Here is a 17,657-nt window from a genome sequence, read left to right on the forward strand (position 1 = left end):
TCGCTGCGCGCGATCCTGCAGGCGGTGCGGCTCACCTGACGGCGGGGGCGGCGATGCCGGGAACCGTGGCCTCGGATCGCGATCTCGCCGTGCTCCGGTCGTTCGTGCGCCGGATCGATGCCTCCGACGCCGGCGCGCACAACAACCTCGGCGTGCTGTACTTCCGCAAGGGCCTGTTCCCCGAGGCGGTGGGCTGCTTCGCCCACGCGCTCGAGCTCGACGCCAAGATGACCGTGGCGCAGCGCAACCTCGAGATCGCCTGCCGGCGCAGCGGGTTCTACGACCGCCGCATCACCGAGCTGCGGGAACGCCTGCGCCGGCACCCGGAGGACCGCGACGCGCGGTGGGAGGTGGCACGCGCCTGCGCCGCGGTGGGCCAGTACGAGGAGGCCCACGCCGAGCTGACCACCCTGCTCGCCCACAATCCCCGCGACCTCGGCGCGCTGACCCAGCTCGGGCTGCTGGAGCAGCGGCTCGGCAACCTCGAGGCGGCCCTGGAGTGGTTCGACCGCGCCCGGGAGGCGGACCCCGATTCGTCGGTGATCGAGTACCACCGCGGCGAGGTGCTCTACAACCGCGGCCAGAACGAGGTCGCCCTCGGCGCGCTCGAGCGCGCGGTGGCCCTCAACCCCGACAACGCCGAGGCGCACCACCTGCTGGCCTTCGTGCTCGGCGACCTGGGGCGCCACACCGACGCGCGCGCGGCCGCCAAGCGCGCCGCGCGCCTCAACCCGGCGCTGGCCCGCGCCCAGGCCAACCTGGCGCTCGAGGCCCGCGACACCCGGAGCCTGCCGGAGCGCGAGGCGCGGGTCTCGCGCCGCGTCGAGCCCGCAGGCGGGGACCGCGCGACCCTCGCCCACTACCACCTCGCCCAGGCGTTCCGCCAGAAGGGCTACCACCAGGAGGCCCTCCACGAGTACCGGCTCGCGCTGGAGCGCGGCGAGGACCGCGGCCTGGTGCGGCGCGCGATGGCCGAGGTACAGCTGCTCAAGGGCGACCTCGACGCTGCGCTCGAGCTGTACGACGAGCTGGTGGCCGAGGATCCCGCGAGCGCGAAGTTCTGGAACGAGCGGGGGGTCGGCCTGCACCGGGGCGGCCGGCGCGACGAGGCGCGCGCGTCGTACGCCCGGGCACTCGAGGCCGACCCGGGCTACGCGCCGGCACTCAACAACCTCGGCGTGGTGCTGGTGTCGCTCGGCCAGGTGGAGCCCGCGGTGGAGGCGTTCCGGGACGCGCTGACCCGCGCGGGCGACCTGCTGGCGGCCCGGCTCAACCTCGCGCTGCTCCTGACCCAGATGCGGCGCCACCAGCTCTCGCTCGAGGCGTACCGCCAGGTCCTGGAAATGGCGCCCGATTCGACCGTGGCGTGGAACGGCGTCGGCGTGGTGCTGGTCGAGCTGCAGCGCTACGCCGACGCGCGCAACGCCTTCGCCCGCGCCGTCGAGGCCGATCCCGACGACGCGGCGGCGCACTACAACCTCTCGTTCACGCTGTCGAACCTCGGCGAGTTCGATGGCGCGCTGCGGGAGGTGAAGCGGGCGCTCGAGCTGGAGCCGTACTACGTGCCGCAGAAGTACCTCCTGGCCATGGAGCTGCCCGAGGGCGAAGCCGCGCTGCCCGGGCTCCCCGAGCTGACGGTGGAGCGGCCGCTGGTGGACGGCGGGGAGGCCTTCGTGTTCGACCCGCGCCTCCTGGACTCGCTGTTCGCCGAGCTGCGGACCACGGTCGTGCCGGCGCCCGCGCGCGGCGGCACCCGGGGCGAGCCCTTCGGCCTGGCGCGCGATCTCCTGTCCAAGTCGCTGTTCGAGCGGGCCGCGGCCGAGATCACGCGCGCCGTGGCGCGGGGCGGCGACAAGGCCGAGGCGGCGGTGCTGAGCGGCGAGGTGTTCGCGCGGCGCGGCCTGTTCGGCGAGGCCCTGGAGCGGTATCGCGAGGCGCGCGCGCTCGCGCCGGCGCACCGCGGGGCGCGCGCGGGCGAGGTGCGCTGCCTGCTGGCGCTGGACCGCGTGGCCGAGGCCGCGCCGCTCGCCGAGGAGCTGCTCGCGCAGGCGCCGGACGACGTGGACGCGGAGCTGCTCGCGGCCGAGGCGCGCTCGCGCGCCGGCGATCCCGCCGCGGCGCTCGACGTGCTGCGGCGGGCGCAGGTGCGCTCCCCCGAGCGCGCCGACGTGCGCAAGCTCCTCGGCGACGTGGCCCGCGCCGTCGGCGACGGCGACCTCGCCCGCGAGGCGTACCGCGGCGCGCTCGACCTCGACCCGGGCTACGTCGAGGTGTGGGTCGAGTACGGCGGCCTGTGCGAGCGGCGGGGCGACGCGCGCGAGGCCGAGGCCGCCTATCGCTCGGCGCTGCAGCACCTGCCGAGCTACGGGGTGGCCTCGCTCGCGCTCGCCCGGCTGCTCCACGGCCAGAGCCGCGGCGCCGAGGCGATGGACGTGCTGATCACCGTGCTGAAGGGCGACCCGTACGACTTCGAGGCCCTGGTGCTGCTGGCCGAGGTGCTGCTGGAGCGCGGCCAGGAGCTCGACGCCCGCGCGGCGGTCGAGCGCGTGGTGCGACTCCAGCCCGACCACGTCGAGGCCCGCTACCACCTGGGGCTCGCCCTGGCGCGGGAGCGGCGCTACCACGACGCCATCGGCGAGTGGGAGCGCGTCATCGCGCTCGCGCCGGCCGGGCCGCGCGCCGAGCAGGCGCGCGCCCACGCGCGCACCGCCCGCGACCTGGTGCACATCTTCGCCGGCGAGGCGGCCTGACCGTGGCGATCGAAGGCCCCCTCAAGGAGCTCGGGCTCCACGACGTCTTCCAGCTGCTGGACCTCAGCCGCAAGACCGGGGTGCTGCGCATCACCAGCCACCTGCGCGACAATGAGGGCACGGTGTTCTTCGACCGGGGCGCCATCGTGTTCGCGCAGATCCGCTCCAACCCGCACCGCATCGGCGACCGGCTGGTCGAGGGCGGGCGGATCACGGTCGAGGAGCTGTCGCACGCCCGCGCCGTGCAGCAGCGCGAGGGCTCGCGGCGGCGGCTGGGGCAGATCCTGGTCGAGATGGGCGCGCTCATGCCGCGCGAGCTGGCGCACGAGGTGGAGCGGCACATCGAGGAGGCGGTGTTCGAGCTGCTGTCGTGGCGCGAGGGGTCGTTCTCCTTCGCGGAAGGCGGCCTGGAGGGCGCCCCCGCCGACGCGCTGGTCTCGCTCCCCACCGAGAAGGTCCTGATGGAGGGCGCGCGCCGGATCGACGAGTGGTCGCGCATCGAGTCCCGGGTGCCGCACCTCGGGGTCGTGGCCGCGCTGGCGCCGCTGGAGGCGGACGGCGCCGCGGCGCAGCTGGATCTCCACCCGGCCGAGTGGGAGGTGCTGGCCGAGGTGGACGGCGAGCGCGACCTGCGGCAGCTTGCCACGGCGCTGGCGGTGAGCGAGTTCGAAGTGGCGCGCACCGTGTTCGGCCTCGTCACGACCGGGGTGGTCGAGCTGCACGACCCGGTGGCGGTGCGGCAGTCGCGCACCAGCCTCGGTGACGACGCCGGGGCGCTGGTGGCGGCCGCCGAGGTGCGGCTCGAGACCGGCGACGTGGAGGCGGCGAGGGAGGCGGCGCAGACCGCGCTGGCGATGCGGCCGGAAGAGCCGCGCGTGCACCTCGTGCTCGGGCGCGCCCAGCTCGCGTCGGGACTGTACTCGGAGGCCGTGGACGCCTGCCGGCGCGCCATGCGCCTCGCGCCCGACTTTGCCGAGGCGTACCGCTGGTGCGGCTTCGCCCTGGTGGCCACGGGCCGGTTCCGCGACGCGCGCGAGACCTGGGAGCGGTGGGAGAAGCTCGTGGACGGGCACGCCGACGAGGAGCAGCGCCGCCAGGTCGCGGAGGCTCGCTCGGCGGCGGCGGCGCTCGAGCGGATGCTGGGCGGCGAGCGTGGCTGACGACGTCCGCGCGCTCACCGCCGCGCTGGCCCGCGACCCGTCCAGCCTGGCCTACGCCGAGCTCGCCGAGTCGCTGCGCCGCCGCGGCCAGCGGGACGAGGCGCTGCGCGTGGCGCTGCACGGACTGGCCCGCCACCCGCAGCACGCGGACGGGCACGACGTGCTGGCGCGCATCTACTCGGACCTGGGCGACCTGGATCGGGCGCAGCTGGCGTGGAGCAAGGTGCTGGAGCTGGCGCCGGAGCACCCGGGCGCGCTCAAGGGCGTGGCGTTCGTCCGGTTCCGCCAGGGCGACGCCCGGGCCGCGACCGAGGCGCTCGAGCGGGCGCTGGCCATCGATCCGGACGACGAGGCCGCGCAGCGGGCGCTCGAGACGATGCGGCGCGACGCCCCGGTGGCGGACCTGCCGACCGCCGAGCTCCCGGCGGCGGAGCTGCCCACGCCCGGGACCCCGGTGCCGGCGCCCGACGCCGGGGCCGGGCCGGCGGCCCAGGCGGGCGCGGCCAGGGGCGCCGGCGTCCGGGCGCGGCCCCCGGTCTTCAGCGGGTTCGACCGCGCCACGGCGGACATCCTGCTCCTCGACGAGCGGGGACTCGTGCTGGCGGGAGGCCTCGCCTCCCCGAGCGGCGGGGACGTCTCCGAGCTCGCGGCGGCCGGGCTCGCCGGTGTGTCGGGAGAGGCCACGCGCACGGCGCAGCACCTCGCGCTCGGCGGGTGGCGCACGATCGTCGCCGAGGCGGAGAGTGCGAATCTCGTGGTCGCGCCGGTCGGACCCGGCGCGTTGCTCCTGGTGCGGCGCGACCGCAGCATGCCAGTGGGGCTCGCGCTGCGTTTCGCGGAGCGCGCGCGGGGCACGGCCTCGGCCTGGCTGGAAGGGCAGGGGGCGTGAGCGAGGAGCTGGCGCGCGCCCTGGACCGCATCTCCCGCGTGCGCGGGATGCGCGGGTCGATGTGGGTGTCGGCCGACGACGGCCTCCCGGTGGCGCAGCTCCTGATGGAGGGCGTGCCGGGCCGCGCCGTGGCGGCGCTGGCGGCGTCGCTGGTGCGCAAGGTGAGTGGCTCGGCTGGCGCCGTGGGCGCCGGCCGGGTGCGGTTCGTGCAGATGGAGGCGGCGGGGGGCACGCTGCTGGTGGCGCCCGCGCCGCCCGACCTGCTGGTGGTGGCGCTGGCCGACGGGCGCGTGAACGTGGGGCTGGCGCGGCTCGAGATGATGCGGGCTGCCGCGGCGCTGGCGCGGTGACCACCACCGTCGTCGAGCCGTGGGCCGAGCAGCCGCTGCTGCGCTACGTCACGGAGTCGAGCGCGCGGCTGGTGGTGCTGATGACGCCGGCCGGCCAGGTCCTGGCCCAGCACGGCTTCGCCCGCGCCGTGGACCTGATGGCGGCCTCGGCGCTGGGCGCGGCGATCATGGCCGCCTCGGGCGCCCTCGCCCAGCAGATCGGCGAGCGCACCTTCGGTGCCCTGTTCCACGCGGGCGAGCGGCACGGCATCCACCTCGCCGCGTGCTCGACGCCGCGCGGGGCGCTGATCGTGCTCACCGTGTTCGGGAAGGAGACGTCGATCGGGCTGGTGGACCTGTTCTACGACGAGTTCGCCGCGGCGCTGCGCCGCGCGGCGCCGGCCGACCAGCTCCGCGAGCCGGTGCTCGCGGAGGACTTCGAGGCCGACCTCAACCGCAGCCTCGCCACCCTCTTTCAGCGGTGATCACATGTCGCTGGTGAACTTCACGACCCGCGAGATCACCTGCAAGATCGTCTACTACGGGCCCGGACGGTCCGGCAAGACGACCAACCTGCAGTACGTCTACTCGCAGGTCCCGTCCGACCGGAAGGGCCGGATGGTGTCGCTCGCCACCCAGACCGACCGCACCCTGTTCTTCGACTTCCTCCCGCTCGACCTGGGGACGATCTCGGGGTTCGCGACCAAGTTCCAGCTGTACACCGTGCCCGGCCAGGTCTACTACAACGCCACCCGCAAGCTGGTGCTCCAGGGCGCCGACGGCGTGGTGTTCGTCGCCGACAGCCAGGTGCGCCAGCTGGACGAGAACATCGAGAGCCTCCAGAACCTCCAGGTCAACATCCTCGAGCAGGGCGTGGACGCGCGCACCCTGCCGATGGTGCTGCAGTTCAACAAGCAGGACCTCCCGCGCGAGCTGATCCTCTCGCCGGAGGAGCTGGACGAGGCGCTGAACTTCCGCAGCCTCCGGACGTTCCCGGCCGACGCGCTGCACGGCGTCGGCGTGTTCGAGACCCTCAAGGGGGTCGCCGCCGACGTGCTGCGCCGGCTGAGCCAGGGCGGCATGGGCGCGCGGCGGGTCTGACGTGGACCTCAACCCGCGGTTCCGGTTCGAGAGCTTCGTGGTGGGCGGGAGCAACCGGCTCGCCGCCACCGCGGCGCGCACGGTCGCCGAGTCGCCGGGCACGTCGTACAACCCGCTGTTCCTGTACGCGAAGTCCGGGCTGGGCAAGACGCACCTCCTGCAGGCGATCGGTTTCCTCGCCCTCGAGCACCAGGCCTCGCTGCGCGTCGAGTACCTCACCCTGGAGGAGTTCGTCGAGCGCTACCACGCGGCGGTCGCGGCGGGCCAGATCGAGGCGTTCCGCCGCAGCGCCCTGGAGACCGACCTGCTGCTCCTGGACGACGTGCAGTTCCTGGCGGAACACCGCGAGATGCAGGCCGAGCTGCTGCGCGTCACCGAGGCGCTGCAGGGCGCCGAGCGGCAGATCGTCCTGACCTGCGACCGACCGCCGGGCGAGATCGCCGACCTGGACGAGCGGCTGGTGACGCGCCTGTCGGGCGGGCTGCTGGTGGACATCGCGGCGCCCGACTTCGAGACGCGGCTCGCCATCCTGCACCGCAAGGTGACCGAGCGCGGCGCCGACATCCCGCGGCCGGTGCTCGAGACGGTGGCCGAGGTGGGCGCGACCAGCGTGCGGGAGCTGATCGGGCTGGTGAACCGCCTCATCGCCTTCCAGGCGGTCGGCGGCGGCGCGCTCACCCCGGAGGCGGCCCGGACGCTGCTCGCCGACGAGCTGCCCGCCGTGCCCGCGCCCCGCGCCGAGCCCGCGCCGGCGGCGCCGAGCGCGCCGCCCGCCCCGGCCGCGGAGCCGCCGGACGAGTTCGCTTCCTTCCTCAGCGCCATCTCGACCACGGTCGCGCAGACCGTCGAGGCCTGGCGCTCGCGGATCGGCGAGGCCGTGCTCCGCTGGCAGGGCGAGGGCTTCCGCACCACCCGGCTCGAGCAGCTGCTGCTGTCGGACGAGATCCCGGACGTCGGCAGCGCGCTGGCCGACTACGCCGCGCGGGCCGAGGAGCTGCGGCGCCTGCTGGACGAGGCGGTGGAGTACGACCCGGCGGCCGCCGGCAACGCCGTCTTCCACGACCCGGACCGGGTCGAGGAGGCGCGGGCCGTCGCCGAGCGGGTGAAGGCCGGGGTCGAGCCCCCGCCGCCGCCCTCGCGCGGGTTGTCGTTCGCCGAGTTCATCGAGGGCAAGGCGAACGAGGCGGCGGTGCGGGCGGCGCGTGCCGTGGTGCAGGAGCCGGGGAAGCGGTTCAACCCCCTGTTCGTCACCGGTCCGAGCGGCAGCGGGAAGACCCACCTCCTCCACGCCGTCGGCAACGCGCTGCTGGGCGCGCGGAGCGACGCGGTGGTGGCGTGCCTCTCGGCGCAGGCGTTCACCGACGAGCTGGTCCAGGCCATCAACGCGGGCCGCATCGAGTGGTGGCGGCGCCGGTTCCGCCGCGCCGACGCCCTGATCCTCGACGACGTCCAGCTCCTCGCCGGCCGCGACGCCACCCAGGAGGAGCTGTTCAACCTGTTCAACGCCTTCGCCGACGCCGAGAAGCAGCTCGCCTTCAGCGCCGACCGACTGCCCGGCCAGCTCGCCGGGCTCGCGCCGCGCCTCACCACGCGGTTCGAGGGCGGCCTGGCCGTCGAGCTCGCGCCGCCCGACCGGACCATGCGCGCCGAAATGGTCCGCCGGCTGCTCGCGACCCGCAACGTCGTGGCCGAGATCGAGGCGGTGGAGTATCTCGCGGCCCGGCCGGCCGACAGCGCGCGGGCCGTGCAGGGCCTCGTGAACCGCGCCATGGCGCGGATGGACCCGTCGGCGGAGACCCTCACTGTGCAGGCGGCGCGGCTCGCCATCGAAGGGCGCTCGCTGCGTCCGTCGCAGGCGCAGGCCGTGTCCGCGGTCGTCCCGGCCGGCCTCGACGCCGTGATGGGCAGCCGCGAGAAGGTGGTGTGGGACTGGCCCGGTGCGACCGACCGGCTGGTCGAGGAGCTGCGCTGATGGCCATCAAGGGCAGTCTCAAGGAAGCCAGTCTCCCCGACGTGCTGCAGCTGCTGTCCATGGGGCAGAAGACGGGCTGCCTGTCGGTGGCCGACCGGAGCAACTTCGGCTACGTGTACTTCGACCGCGGGCTGATCACCTACGCGTCCATCGTCAACCGCCGCGACCGGCTCGGCGACATCCTGGTCAAGGGCGGCCTCATCACCAACGAGCAGCTGGAGTCGTCGATCGAGCGGCAGGCGCGGGAGCGGGACAAGCGGCTCGGCGAGCTGCTGGTCGAGGAGGGGTTCATCTCGCGCCCCGAGCTCGAGCGCTACATGCGGGTGCAGATCGAGGAGGCGGTGTACTACCTGTTCACCTGGGTCTCCGGCACCTTCAGCTTCGAGAGCGACGTGGTGCCCGAGGCGCAGGACTTCCTGGTCCGCATCACCCCGGAGTCGCTGCTGCTCGAGGGCGCCCGCCGCGTGGACGAGTGGAGCCTGATCGAGAAGAAGATCCCGTCGTTCGACCTGATCTTCGTCGTGGACCGCCCCCGCCTGGGGTCCTCCGGCGTCTCGCTGACGCCGGAGCAGGAGCGCATCCTCCCGCTGCTCGACGGCCAGCGCGACGTGCTGCGGCTGGTGGACGACTCCGGGCTGCTCGAGTTCGACGTCGGCAAGGCCCTCTACGGCCTGATCACCGCGGGGTTCGCCCACCGCCTCGGCCGCACCCAGGCCGAGGAGCTGCCGGTGGGGAGCGACGCGCGGGTGGAGGAGCACCGCAACCTCGGGCTGGCCTTCTACAAGACGGCGATGCTGGACGAGGCCGCGCGCGAATTCCGGCGGGTGCTCGACCTCAGGCCGGGCGAGAGCGAGGCCCACTTCTACCTGGGGCTGGTGGCGCTGCGCCAGGGCCGCTGGGGCGACGGCGTCGACGCCTTCCGCCACGCGGCCGAGCACGGCGGCGGGCACGCCGCGGTGCTGCACAACCTGGCCGTGGCGCTGGAGCAGATGGGCCGCCTCGCCGAAGCGGACGCGGCCTTCGCCGAGGCCGCCTCGCGCGCTCCGCAGGACTGGCGGGTGGCGATGGGCTGGGGCATCGTGGCCCTCAAGCGCGGGCACGGGCCCCAGGCCGTGGAGCGGCTCGACCGGGTCAAGGCCCTCGCGCCCGGCGGCCAGCCGCCGAGCGCGGTGTGGTACTGGGCGCGCTCGCTGGCTGCGGTGCTCGCCGGCCGGGAGGAGGACGCGCTCCCGATCGCCGAGGAGGGGCTGGCCCGCTTCCCGCACGCCGCGCCGCTGCGCAACAACCTCGCGGTGCTGCACGAGCGGCACGGCGAGCCGGAGCGCGCCGAGCAGCTGCTCGCCACCGCGCTGGAGGAGGACCCCTCGCTGCCGCAGGTCTCCAAGAACCTCGGCGACCTCTACTACAAGAGCGGGCGCGCGGACGACGCCCGCCAGGCCTACCAGCGCGCCATCAAGATCGCCCCGCGGCTCGGCGACGACGTGTACTTCAAGCTCGGCAACCTCTCGATCCGCGATCGCGACGCGCAGCGCGCCGGCGCGTACTGGCGGGAGGCGCTGGCCATGAACCCGGCGCACGAGCTCGCGCGCGCCAACCTCGACACGCTGGAGCGGATCTGAAGGCGGCAGCCGAGGACGCGGACCTGCGGTCGCTGATGGGCAAGGTCGAGCGGGAGCGGGGCCTGGTGCTGTCGAGCTACAAGCAGCCCTGTCTGCGGCGGCGGCTCGCGGTCCGGATGCGGGCGCGCGGCGTCCACACCTACGCCGCCTACGCCACCCTGCTGGACCGGACGCCGGAGGAGTACGACCTCCTGCTCGACGCGCTGACCATCAACGTCACCAAGTTCTTCCGCAACCCGGAGACCTTCGCCCTGCTGCGGGAGCGGGTGGTGCCGCGGCTGTGGGCGGCGCCGGGGCCGGTGACCGTGTGGTCGGCGGGCTGCGCCTCGGGCGAGGAGCCGTATTCGCTGGCGATCCTGTTCGCGGAGCGGGCGCGCACCACGGCCGGCCTCCGCGCCCGGCTGCGCATCGACGCCACCGACCTCGATCCCACGGCCCTCGAGACGCTCCGCCGCGCGGAGTACCCCGCGACCGCGGTCGAGGACGTCCCGCCGGCCCTGCGCGAGCGGTTCCTCACCGAGGGGCCGCCCTACCGTCTCGCCGCCGGCCTCGCGCAGGTGGTGCATCCCCTCGCGCACGACCTCACCTGGGAGCCGGCGCCGCAGCCGCCCTACCAGCTGATCGTCTGCCGCAACGTCGTGATCTACTTCGACCGGCCCACCCAGGAGCGCCTGTTCTCGACCTTCGCCGACGCCCTCGCGCCCGGCGGCCTGCTGCTCCTGGGCAAGGTGGAGACGATGCTGGGACCGGCGAAGGCGCGGTTCGAGCTGGAGGAGCCGCGCGAGCGGCTGTACGTGCGCCGGTGACCGAGCGCCTGGTGCGGGTCGGGGACTGGGCGGTGGAGAGCGGCGACACGGTGCTGGTCACGCTCGGGCTCGGCTCGTGCGTCGCGATCGCGCTGTACGATCCGGTGGCCCGCGCCGGGGGTCTCGCGCACCTGCTGCTGCCATCGCCGAGCCTCGCGCGGGACCAGTCGAACCCGGGCCGCTTCCCGGAGACCGTGATGCCGCTGCTGCTGGCGCGGCTGGCGGGCGTCGGGGCGGAGCGGAGCCGGCTGACCGCGCGGCTGGTGGGCGGCGCCAGCATGTTCGGCGCCGGTGCCGCGCCCGGGGCGGTGGCCATGGGCGAGCGGAACGTGGTCGCCGCGCGGCAGGTGCTGGCCGCCGCGGGCGTCCCCGTCGTCGGCGAGGACGTGCTGAAGAGCCACGGCCGGTCGGTCTACTTCTTCCTGGCGGACGGACGCGTCGAGGTCCGCACGGTGGCGCGTGGCACGGTCGTCCTCTAGCGGCGGGCCGGCCGGTGCGGCGCGGCACGGCGTGCTGGTGGTGGACGACAGCGCGCTGATGCGGCGGGTGCTGAGCGACGTGATCGGCGCGTCGGAGGACTTCCGGGTGGTCGGGACCGCCCGGAACGGGCTCGACGCGCTGGCCAAGGTCCGGGCCTACGAGCCGGAGCTGGTGACGATGGACCTGGCGATGCCCGAGCTTGACGGCCTCGGCGCCATCGAGCGGATCATGCGCGAGGCGCCGCGGCCCATCGTCGTGGTGTCCGCCCGGGCCGGCCGCGACACCTCCGAGGCGATCCGGGCCCTGGAGCTCGGGGCCGTGGACCTGGTCGAGAAGCCGCAGGGGCGGGACGACCCCGGGCCGGAGGCGCTCGGCGCACGGCTGCTGGCGGCGCTGCGGGCGGCGGCGGCGGCCGACCGCGCGTTGCTCGGGGCGGTCCAGCCGCGGGCGCCGGATCGCCCGCGCCAGGCGCTCGCGCCGGGCGCGGTCCGGTTCGTCTTGGCGGTGGCGGCTTCCACGGGCGGGCCGCGCGCGCTGGTGGAGCTGCTGCCGGCGCTGCCGTCCGGGCTCGAAGCGGCCGTGTTGGTCGTGCAGCACATGCCCGCCGGGTTCACGCGCAGCCTGGCCGAGCGGCTGGACGGGATCTGCCAGATGCGGGTGCTCGAGGCCGCGCACGGGGCGGCCGTGACGGCCGACACGGTGTACGTGGCGCCGGGCGACTACCACATGCGCGTGCGCGCCGCCGGCGGCGCCCCGACCATCGAGCTGACGCGGGATGCGCCGCTGTGGGGCGTGCGGCCGGCGGCGGACGTCCTGCTGCGCAGCGTGGCCGAGACCTTCGGGCCGGCGGCCATGGGCGCGGTCCTGACCGGCATGGGCCGCGACGGAGCGGAGGGCCTGGTGGCCATCCGGCGCGCGGGCGGCACGACCTTCGCCCAGGACCGCGGCTCGTGCGTCGTGTACGGGATGCCGCAGGCGGCCGTGCAGGCGGACGCCGCCTGCGAGGTGGTGCCGCTCGGCGAGATGGCGGCGCGGGTGGTCGCGGAGATCCGGCGGCGGGCGGGCTCGCGCCCGTGAGCGCACCGGCGTCCTTCCCGTTCGTGGTCGCCCGCCTGGGGGCGGAGCGCTACGGCTTCGACGTCGCCGCGGTGCGCGAGGTCGTGGCCGTCGGAGCGCTGGCCAGCGTGCCGGCACGCTCGGCGGCCGTGCGGGGGCTCATCCCGCACCGGGAGCGCTTCCTGCCCGTCGTTTCGCTGGCGGCCCTGCTGGCGGGCGGCGCGCCGCCGGTCGAGCCCGGAGGTTCCGCGCTGGTGGTGACGATGGGCGGCGCCGACCTGGCGCTCGAGGTCGACGAGGTCGAGGCGGTGGTGGACGGGGACGCCGAGTTCGTGGGAGGCTCCGCCACCGGGTCGCTCCCCGCGCGCGGCGTATGGCGCTGGGGGAGCGCGCTGGTGACGGTGCTGGACGTCGCCCTGCTGGCCGAGCGCGTGACCGCGCTCGAGGAGCCCGAGCGATGACGAGCCAGGACGAGACCTTCCAGATCGTCGTGTTCCGGGTGGGCGGACACGAGTTCGCCTTCAACATCTTCCAGGTGCAGCGCATCCTGCGCTACGAGGCGCCGGCGGCCCTGCCCAAGGCGCCGCCCTTCCTCGAGGGCGTGCTGCAGATCGAGGGCGGCGTCGTGCCGGTGATCGACCTCCGCAAGCGCTTCGAGCTGCCGCACGCTCCGCTCGGCGCCGACACCCGCATCATGGTCGTCGAGGCCGACGGTGCCGTGATCGGGGCCGTGGTGGACGCCGTGAGCGAGGTGCTGCGGGTCGCCGCCGACGCGGTGACGCCGCCGCCGCCGGTGGTGCGCGGGCTGGCGGCGGCCTACGTGCAGGGCATCGTCACCCAGCCCTCGCGCACGGTGGTGCTGCTCCACGCGGGACGGCTGCTCAACTCGACCGAGCGCATCAAGCTCAAGGGGATCGGCGCGGAGAAGGCCCATGGCTGACGACGTCGTGCAGGCGCTGAAGCAGCGCCGCGATCAGATCGCCGGCGCGCTCGACGCGGCGGCGGGGGCCCAGGCCCTCGCCGCGGTCAAGCAGGACATCATCACGCTGTTCAAGCAGGTGGACGGCGCCATCGGCGAGCTGGCGGCCCTCAAGGACGACATCAAGAAGCTGGTGGACCGCTTCAAGGAGCGGGAAGGGGAGAGCCGCGCCGCGACCGCGCTCGCGTTCGACTCGGCGCACCCGGTCGTCCAGGCGGACCACATCGGCGCGTCCACCTTCATCGAGAAGGGCTGGAGCCTGATCTCGCTCGGCGACTACGACGGCGCGATCAAGGCGCTCACCCGGGCGCTGACCCTCTCGCCGGGCGAGGTGCAGGCGGAGTCGCTGCTGGGATGGGCCCAGATGCTGCGCGAGGACTACGACGACGCGCTCGGGACGTTCCAGCGGGTCCTCACCAAGGAGCCCGCCAACTCGCTGGCGCGCGTGAACCTCGGCTACGTGTGTCTGAAGAAGCGGATCTTCGGCGAGGCGATCGAGCACCTGTCCAAGGCCATCCGGATGGCCAACGACAAGAAGGCCACGCTGTACGCCAACTACTACCTGGGCCTGGTGTACCTCGAGCGCGAGATGTACGAGGACGCCGAGAACTTCTTCCGCAAGACCCTGGAGCTGGGGCCGAACCTCATCGAGGCCTACTACGAGCTGGGCCGCGCCCAGTGGCTGGCCGGCGGACGCGAGGCGGCCCAGGCCACCTGGCAGGCGGGGTTCGCGGCCAACAAGTTCAACCCGTGGGGCAAGAAGTGCCGCGAGGCCCTCGAGGCCGTGGCCGCCGGCGGGCAGCCGCCGGCGGTCTGAGACCGCGCTTGACGCGCCTCGAGGCGGCGGCTATCCTCAACCCCCGTGCAGAGTTCCGAGTCTGAGGCCCGGCTGCAGTTCGGGGCCGTGAACGCCGCCCTGTTCGTGGGGGCGGTGGTGGTGCTGGGGGCGGGATACGTGTTGCTCGCCCGGGGCTCGACGACGGCGGCGCCCATCCTGCTCGTGGTGGGTTACTGTATCCTGCTGCCCTTGGGTCTTATCCTGTAGGCTCGCGCGGGCGAATAGCTCAGCTGGTCCAGAGCGCCTGCCTTACACGCAGGAAGTCGGGGGTTCGAATCCCTCTTCGCCCACTTCTTGCACGGGCAGCGCCTGGTGTACGGAGCACGGTGAAGGCCATCGGAGGATCTTTCGCATGACGCGGCGTGGAATGCGGCTCCCGGTATGGGTGCGGGTGATCGGTCTCGGCCTCGTGGCCGGGGCGTCCCAGGTGGCGCCGGCCCGGGCGCAGCTGGCACGGTTGCCGGCCTCTCCCAATGCTCCCAAGCTGCTCGTGGCCCCGTTCGGCCGTGACCAGGCGCCGGATTCGAGCCTGGCGACGGTGGCGGCGGACGCCGTGCGCCAGCGGATGCTGACGTCGCACACGGGCGACTTCGCGACCATCACCAAAGAGTCGGTGTGCAAGGCGCTCGAGGAGAGCGGCTTCTCGTGCACCCAGCCGCTGGAGCCAAGCCAGATCGGGCAGCTGGCGCACCTGCTGAACGCGCGGTTCATGGTGGACGGGATGATCTTCCCGCGCGGCACCGACTCGGTGCTGGCGCTGGCGCGCCTGCTGCAGGCCGTGCGGCAGAACCCCCTCGCGGCGAGCGCGTCCCTGGTGGTGGCCCGCGGCCGAGTCGAGCAGGCGGGCAGCCAGCTGGCGGACCGGCTCACCGACAAGTTCCGCTCCTTCGAGCACATCACGGCGTGCCGCACCGCGCTGGAGGCCAAGGACTACGCCAAGGCCACCGAGGCCGCCAACCGCGCGCTGCGCTACGACCGCGAGAGCGGCGGGGCGTACCTGTGCCTGGCGCAGGTGCTCCAGGCGAACAACGGCAACCCGGACTCGGTGCAGGCCGCCTACGAGCGGGCCCACGACGCCGACTCGCTCAACACGCTGGTCGGCCGCCAGCTGTACCTGATCTACGAGGCCAAGCACGACACGGCGCAGATGCTCCACATGCTGCACCACATCATGCAGGTGGACGTCGCCGACAACGACATCAAGAAGGTGGCGGTCGAGGTCCAGGTGAAGCGCGGGCACCCGGACAGCGCGGTGATGATCCTGGACGACGCGCTCAACCGGAACCCGAACCAGGTCGACCTGCTGGTCCTCCGGGCCATCTCGCTCGGAGCCCAGAGCAAGTTCGCGGACGCGGCGGCGTCGATGGCGTCGGCGGCGTCGGTCGACTCGAACAAGATCGACTCCCTGTTCATCGCCCGGACGCTCGCGTTCTACGACGCGGCCAACGACTCCACCAACGCGTTCACCTGGCGGAGGCTGTGCACGATCCGGACGCCGGGCGACGCGGACTGCTGGTTCAAGTACGCCACCGGGCTCTACGACCGGCACGACACCACCGGGGCGATGGGCGCGATCCGGCACCTGATCCAGCTGCATCCGGAGACGGGCCGCGGGCAGATCGTGATTTCGAACTGGTTCGGCCTCGCCGCGACCGCCTCGCTCGACACGCTCACGGGCCGCAAGAGCGCGCAGGACAGCGCCCGTGCCGTGGTCCTGTTCGACTCGTCCCTGGCCGAGGCCAGGGCGGCCGTAGCGGCGGACTCGTCGTGGCGGCCTCAGGCCGCGCAGATGTTCCTGCGCACCGGCTACGCCGCCCTTCAGAGCAACGACTACCCGAGGACGATCGCGGTGCTCAGCGAGGCGCAACCGTGGGCGGCGGCGGGCGCCAGCGCGGCGCCGATCGCCTTCCTGCTCGGCCGCGCGCAGTTCAACGTCGGGCTGGCGGCGCTGACGCCGCTGCAGGCGCTGAAGGTGGACGTCCACAAGCAGGCGACGGTGGACTCGGCCTGCGTCCTCAGCAAGGCCATCCTGACGGCCTTCACCCCGTCGCAGACGAACATCGCGGCGGGTGCATCGGTGAGCCGGGACGCGGCCAACCAGATGCTGACCTACATGGGGAACGTGACGGCCGCGCTGGCGCCGATGCGCACGCGGCTGAAGTGCCCGCAGTAGCTTGTAGGCGCCCTCTCGCGCTTCTATATTGACGTGCTTGGCCGCGGGGGGCTGTAGCTCAGCTGGTTAGAGTGCCGGTCTGTCACACCGGAGGTCGCGGGTTCGAGCCCCGTCAGCCCCGCCATTACGCCGCCCCACCAGCCAGCATGAGGTGGGGCGGTTTTCGTTGGGTGGGGCGAGGGAGAGGTGAGGCGTGAGACGTAAGAGGTGCACATGAGAAGTGCGAGGCGCCAAGGCGTGAGCGGTGAGGGACCTCTCACTTCCACGTCTCACGTCTCACGTGAACTTCTCGCGTCTCACGGGCCTCACCTCGCACCGCCGGCGACGTTCAACCACCAGCCGGTGATGCTGGAGGAGGTGGCGGCTCTCCTCGCGGGGTGTGCCCGAATTCTCGACTCCACCGTCGGCGCGGGCGGGCACGCCGCGCGGCTCGTGGCCACCGGCGCGCGCGTGCTCGGGCTCGACCGCGATCCCGAGGCGGTGCTCGCGGCCGGGGCGGCCCTCGCCGGCGCGGCGGAGGTCCGCCGCGGGGATTTCGTGGACGCCCCCGCCGACGCCGCCGTCGCGGCATTCCGGCCCGACGGCATCCTCCTCGATCTCGGCGTGTCGTCGCCGCAGCTCGACGACCCGGCGCGGGGGTTCAGCTTCCGTCCGGGGACGGCGCTCGACATGCGGATGACGGCGGGGGAGGGGCCGAGCGCCGCGGCGTGGCTGGCCGACGCCGGCGAGGCCGAGCTGGCCGCGGCCTTCCGCGAGTGGGCCGACGAGCGGCGCGCCCGCGCGCTGGCGCGCGAGATCGTGCGGCGCAGGGCCAACCGGCCGTTCGAGACCAGCGACGACCTGGTGGGCGCGATCCGCGCCGTGCTCGGGCCCCGGAGCGGCCCGGACGACTTCGCGCGGCTGTTCCAGGCCGTGCGCATCGCCGTGAACGGCGAGATCGAGCGGCTCGGGCGGGCGCTGCCGGCGCTGCTCGAGCTCCTTTCGCCGGGCGGCGTCCTGGCCGTGATCAGCTACCACTCCGGCGAAGACCGCGTCGTGAAGCACGCCTTCCAGGCGTGGGGCCGCGCCTGCGTGTGCCCGCCGCAGCAGCCGGTCTGCACCTGCTGCGGCCGGCCCCTCGGCGAGATCCTGACCCGCCGCCCGATCCGCCCCGGCCCCGCGGAAACCGACGCGAACCCGCGCTCGCGCAGCGCGCGGCTCCGCGCGTTCCGGAAGGCGCCATGAAGATGCGCGGCCGGCACTGGGTGGCGCTGTGGCTCGGGGGGTTCCTGGTCATGGGGGCCGCGGTCGTCTGGCGCCAGACGGCGGCGCTGGCCACCGCGCGGCAGCTCAAGGCGCTGCAGACCACCCGCCAGGCCCTCGAGGTCACGCGGGCGGCCGCCAGCGCCGAGATCCGCCGCGCCGCGAGCCGGGCGGTGCTGGTACCGCTGGCCCAGTCCCGCCTGCACCTGCGCTTGCCCCTGGACACCGAGATCGTCATTCTGCAGGACCCTCGGGCCCGGTGA

General features: G+C 74.2%; 18 protein-coding genes and 2 tRNA genes. All 20 read left to right on the plus strand.

The genetic code is table 11. From position 1 onward, the window contains the following. Positions 1-2,750 (plus strand): tetratricopeptide repeat protein (locus VMF70_02960; GenBank protein HTT66968.1); only part of this gene is annotated, 2,750 nt, incomplete at its 5' end. A 2-nt stretch (positions 2,751-2,752) separates the two neighbouring features. Further along, on the plus strand, positions 2,753-3,910 hold the full coding sequence (locus VMF70_02965) for a DUF4388 domain-containing protein (GenBank protein HTT66969.1): 1,158 nt from the start codon (positions 2,753-2,755) through the stop codon (positions 3,908-3,910). Continuing rightward, positions 3,903-4,799: a tetratricopeptide repeat protein gene (locus VMF70_02970; GenBank protein HTT66970.1), complete on the plus strand. Its 897-nt coding sequence runs from the start codon at positions 3,903-3,905 to the stop codon at positions 4,797-4,799. Before VMF70_02965 ends, VMF70_02970 begins: the two co-directional genes overlap by 8 nt. After that, a complete protein-coding gene (locus tag VMF70_02975) occupies positions 4,796-5,149 on the plus strand; it encodes a roadblock/LC7 domain-containing protein (GenBank protein HTT66971.1) in 354 nt (117 codons plus the stop codon). The genes VMF70_02970 and VMF70_02975 overlap by 4 nt, the downstream gene beginning before the upstream one ends. Further along, the gene (locus VMF70_02980; GenBank protein ID HTT66972.1) at positions 5,146-5,613 is read left to right on the plus strand and encodes a roadblock/LC7 domain-containing protein; all 468 of its coding nucleotides are present in this window, start codon (positions 5,146-5,148) and stop codon (positions 5,611-5,613) included. Before VMF70_02975 ends, VMF70_02980 begins: the two co-directional genes overlap by 4 nt. 4 nt (positions 5,614-5,617) lie before the next feature. Beyond that, a complete protein-coding gene (locus VMF70_02985; GenBank protein HTT66973.1) occupies positions 5,618-6,229 on the plus strand; it encodes a GTPase domain-containing protein in 612 nt (203 codons plus the stop codon). Between the two features lies 1 nt (position 6,230). Further along, positions 6,231-8,201 (plus strand): DnaA/Hda family protein, encoded by a 1,971-nt coding sequence (locus VMF70_02990; protein HTT66974.1) that lies wholly within the window; start codon positions 6,231-6,233, stop codon positions 8,199-8,201. Then, complete coding sequence (locus VMF70_02995) at positions 8,201-9,820, plus strand: DUF4388 domain-containing protein (GenBank protein HTT66975.1); 1,620 nt, start codon at positions 8,201-8,203, stop codon at positions 9,818-9,820. Before VMF70_02990 ends, VMF70_02995 begins: the two co-directional genes overlap by 1 nt. A 32-nt stretch (positions 9,821-9,852) precedes the next feature. Next, a complete protein-coding gene (locus tag VMF70_03000) occupies positions 9,853-10,626 on the plus strand; it encodes a protein-glutamate O-methyltransferase CheR (protein ID HTT66976.1) in 774 nt (257 codons plus the stop codon). After that, positions 10,623-11,105, plus strand: a complete 483-nt coding sequence (locus VMF70_03005; GenBank protein HTT66977.1) for a chemotaxis protein CheD — start codon at positions 10,623-10,625, stop codon at positions 11,103-11,105. The genes VMF70_03000 and VMF70_03005 overlap by 4 nt, the downstream gene beginning before the upstream one ends. After that, positions 11,086-12,183 carry a chemotaxis-specific protein-glutamate methyltransferase CheB gene (cheB, locus tag VMF70_03010; protein HTT66978.1) on the plus strand — a complete coding sequence of 366 codons (1,098 nt, stop codon included), beginning with the start codon at positions 11,086-11,088 and terminating at the stop codon, positions 12,181-12,183. Before VMF70_03005 ends, cheB begins: the two co-directional genes overlap by 20 nt. Then, complete coding sequence (locus VMF70_03015) at positions 12,180-12,623, plus strand: chemotaxis protein CheW (protein HTT66979.1); 444 nt, start codon at positions 12,180-12,182, stop codon at positions 12,621-12,623. The genes cheB and VMF70_03015 overlap by 4 nt, the downstream gene beginning before the upstream one ends. Beyond that, positions 12,620-13,102 carry a chemotaxis protein CheW gene (locus tag VMF70_03020; protein HTT66980.1) on the plus strand — a complete coding sequence of 161 codons (483 nt, stop codon included), beginning with the start codon at positions 12,620-12,622 and terminating at the stop codon, positions 13,100-13,102. The genes VMF70_03015 and VMF70_03020 overlap by 4 nt, the downstream gene beginning before the upstream one ends. Then, the gene (locus VMF70_03025; protein ID HTT66981.1) at positions 13,095-13,958 is read left to right on the plus strand and encodes a tetratricopeptide repeat protein; all 864 of its coding nucleotides are present in this window, start codon (positions 13,095-13,097) and stop codon (positions 13,956-13,958) included. Before VMF70_03020 ends, VMF70_03025 begins: the two co-directional genes overlap by 8 nt. Before the next feature lie 87 nt (positions 13,959-14,045). Continuing rightward, entirely contained in the window at positions 14,046-14,186 is a 141-nt protein-coding gene (locus tag VMF70_03030) for a hypothetical protein (GenBank protein ID HTT66982.1), read from the plus strand. A gap of 8 nt (positions 14,187-14,194) precedes the next feature. Then, positions 14,195-14,269: transfer RNA gene (locus VMF70_03035), tRNA-Val, on the plus strand. Between the two features lie 62 nt (positions 14,270-14,331). Beyond that, on the plus strand, positions 14,332-16,152 hold the full coding sequence (locus VMF70_03040) for a hypothetical protein (GenBank protein ID HTT66983.1): 1,821 nt from the start codon (positions 14,332-14,334) through the stop codon (positions 16,150-16,152). A 47-nt stretch (positions 16,153-16,199) separates the two neighbouring features. Next, a tRNA-Asp gene (locus VMF70_03045) sits at positions 16,200-16,276 on the plus strand. Positions 16,277-16,365: 89 nt separating this feature from the next. Further along, complete coding sequence (rsmH, locus tag VMF70_03050) at positions 16,366-17,376, plus strand: 16S rRNA (cytosine(1402)-N(4))-methyltransferase RsmH (GenBank protein ID HTT66984.1); 1,011 nt, start codon at positions 16,366-16,368, stop codon at positions 17,374-17,376. Continuing rightward, on the plus strand, positions 17,373-17,657 hold the full coding sequence (locus VMF70_03055; GenBank protein ID HTT66985.1) for a hypothetical protein: 285 nt from the start codon (positions 17,373-17,375) through the stop codon (positions 17,655-17,657). The genes rsmH and VMF70_03055 overlap by 4 nt, the downstream gene beginning before the upstream one ends.

It is taken from the genome of Gemmatimonadales bacterium (assembly GCA_035502185.1).
In the GTDB taxonomy this organism is placed as follows: domain Bacteria; phylum Gemmatimonadota; class Gemmatimonadetes; order Gemmatimonadales; family JACORV01; genus Fen-1245.

Coding starts and splice junctions, on each gene's coding strand:
- VMF70_03040 (HTT66983.1), top strand. CDS start 14,332: ATGACGCGGCGTGGAATGCGGCTCCCGGTATGGGTGCGGGTGATCGGT.
- VMF70_02995 (HTT66975.1), top strand. CDS start 8,201: ATGGCCATCAAGGGCAGTCTCAAGGAAGCCAGTCTCCCCGACGTGCTG.
- VMF70_03055 (HTT66985.1), top strand. CDS start 17,373: ATGAAGATGCGCGGCCGGCACTGGGTGGCGCTGTGGCTCGGGGGGTTC.
- VMF70_03020 (HTT66980.1), top strand. CDS start 12,620: ATGACGAGCCAGGACGAGACCTTCCAGATCGTCGTGTTCCGGGTGGGC.
- VMF70_03025 (HTT66981.1), top strand. CDS start 13,095: ATGGCTGACGACGTCGTGCAGGCGCTGAAGCAGCGCCGCGATCAGATC.
- rsmH (HTT66984.1), top strand. CDS start 16,366: ATGAGAAGTGCGAGGCGCCAAGGCGTGAGCGGTGAGGGACCTCTCACT.
- VMF70_02985 (HTT66973.1), top strand. CDS start 5,618: ATGTCGCTGGTGAACTTCACGACCCGCGAGATCACCTGCAAGATCGTC.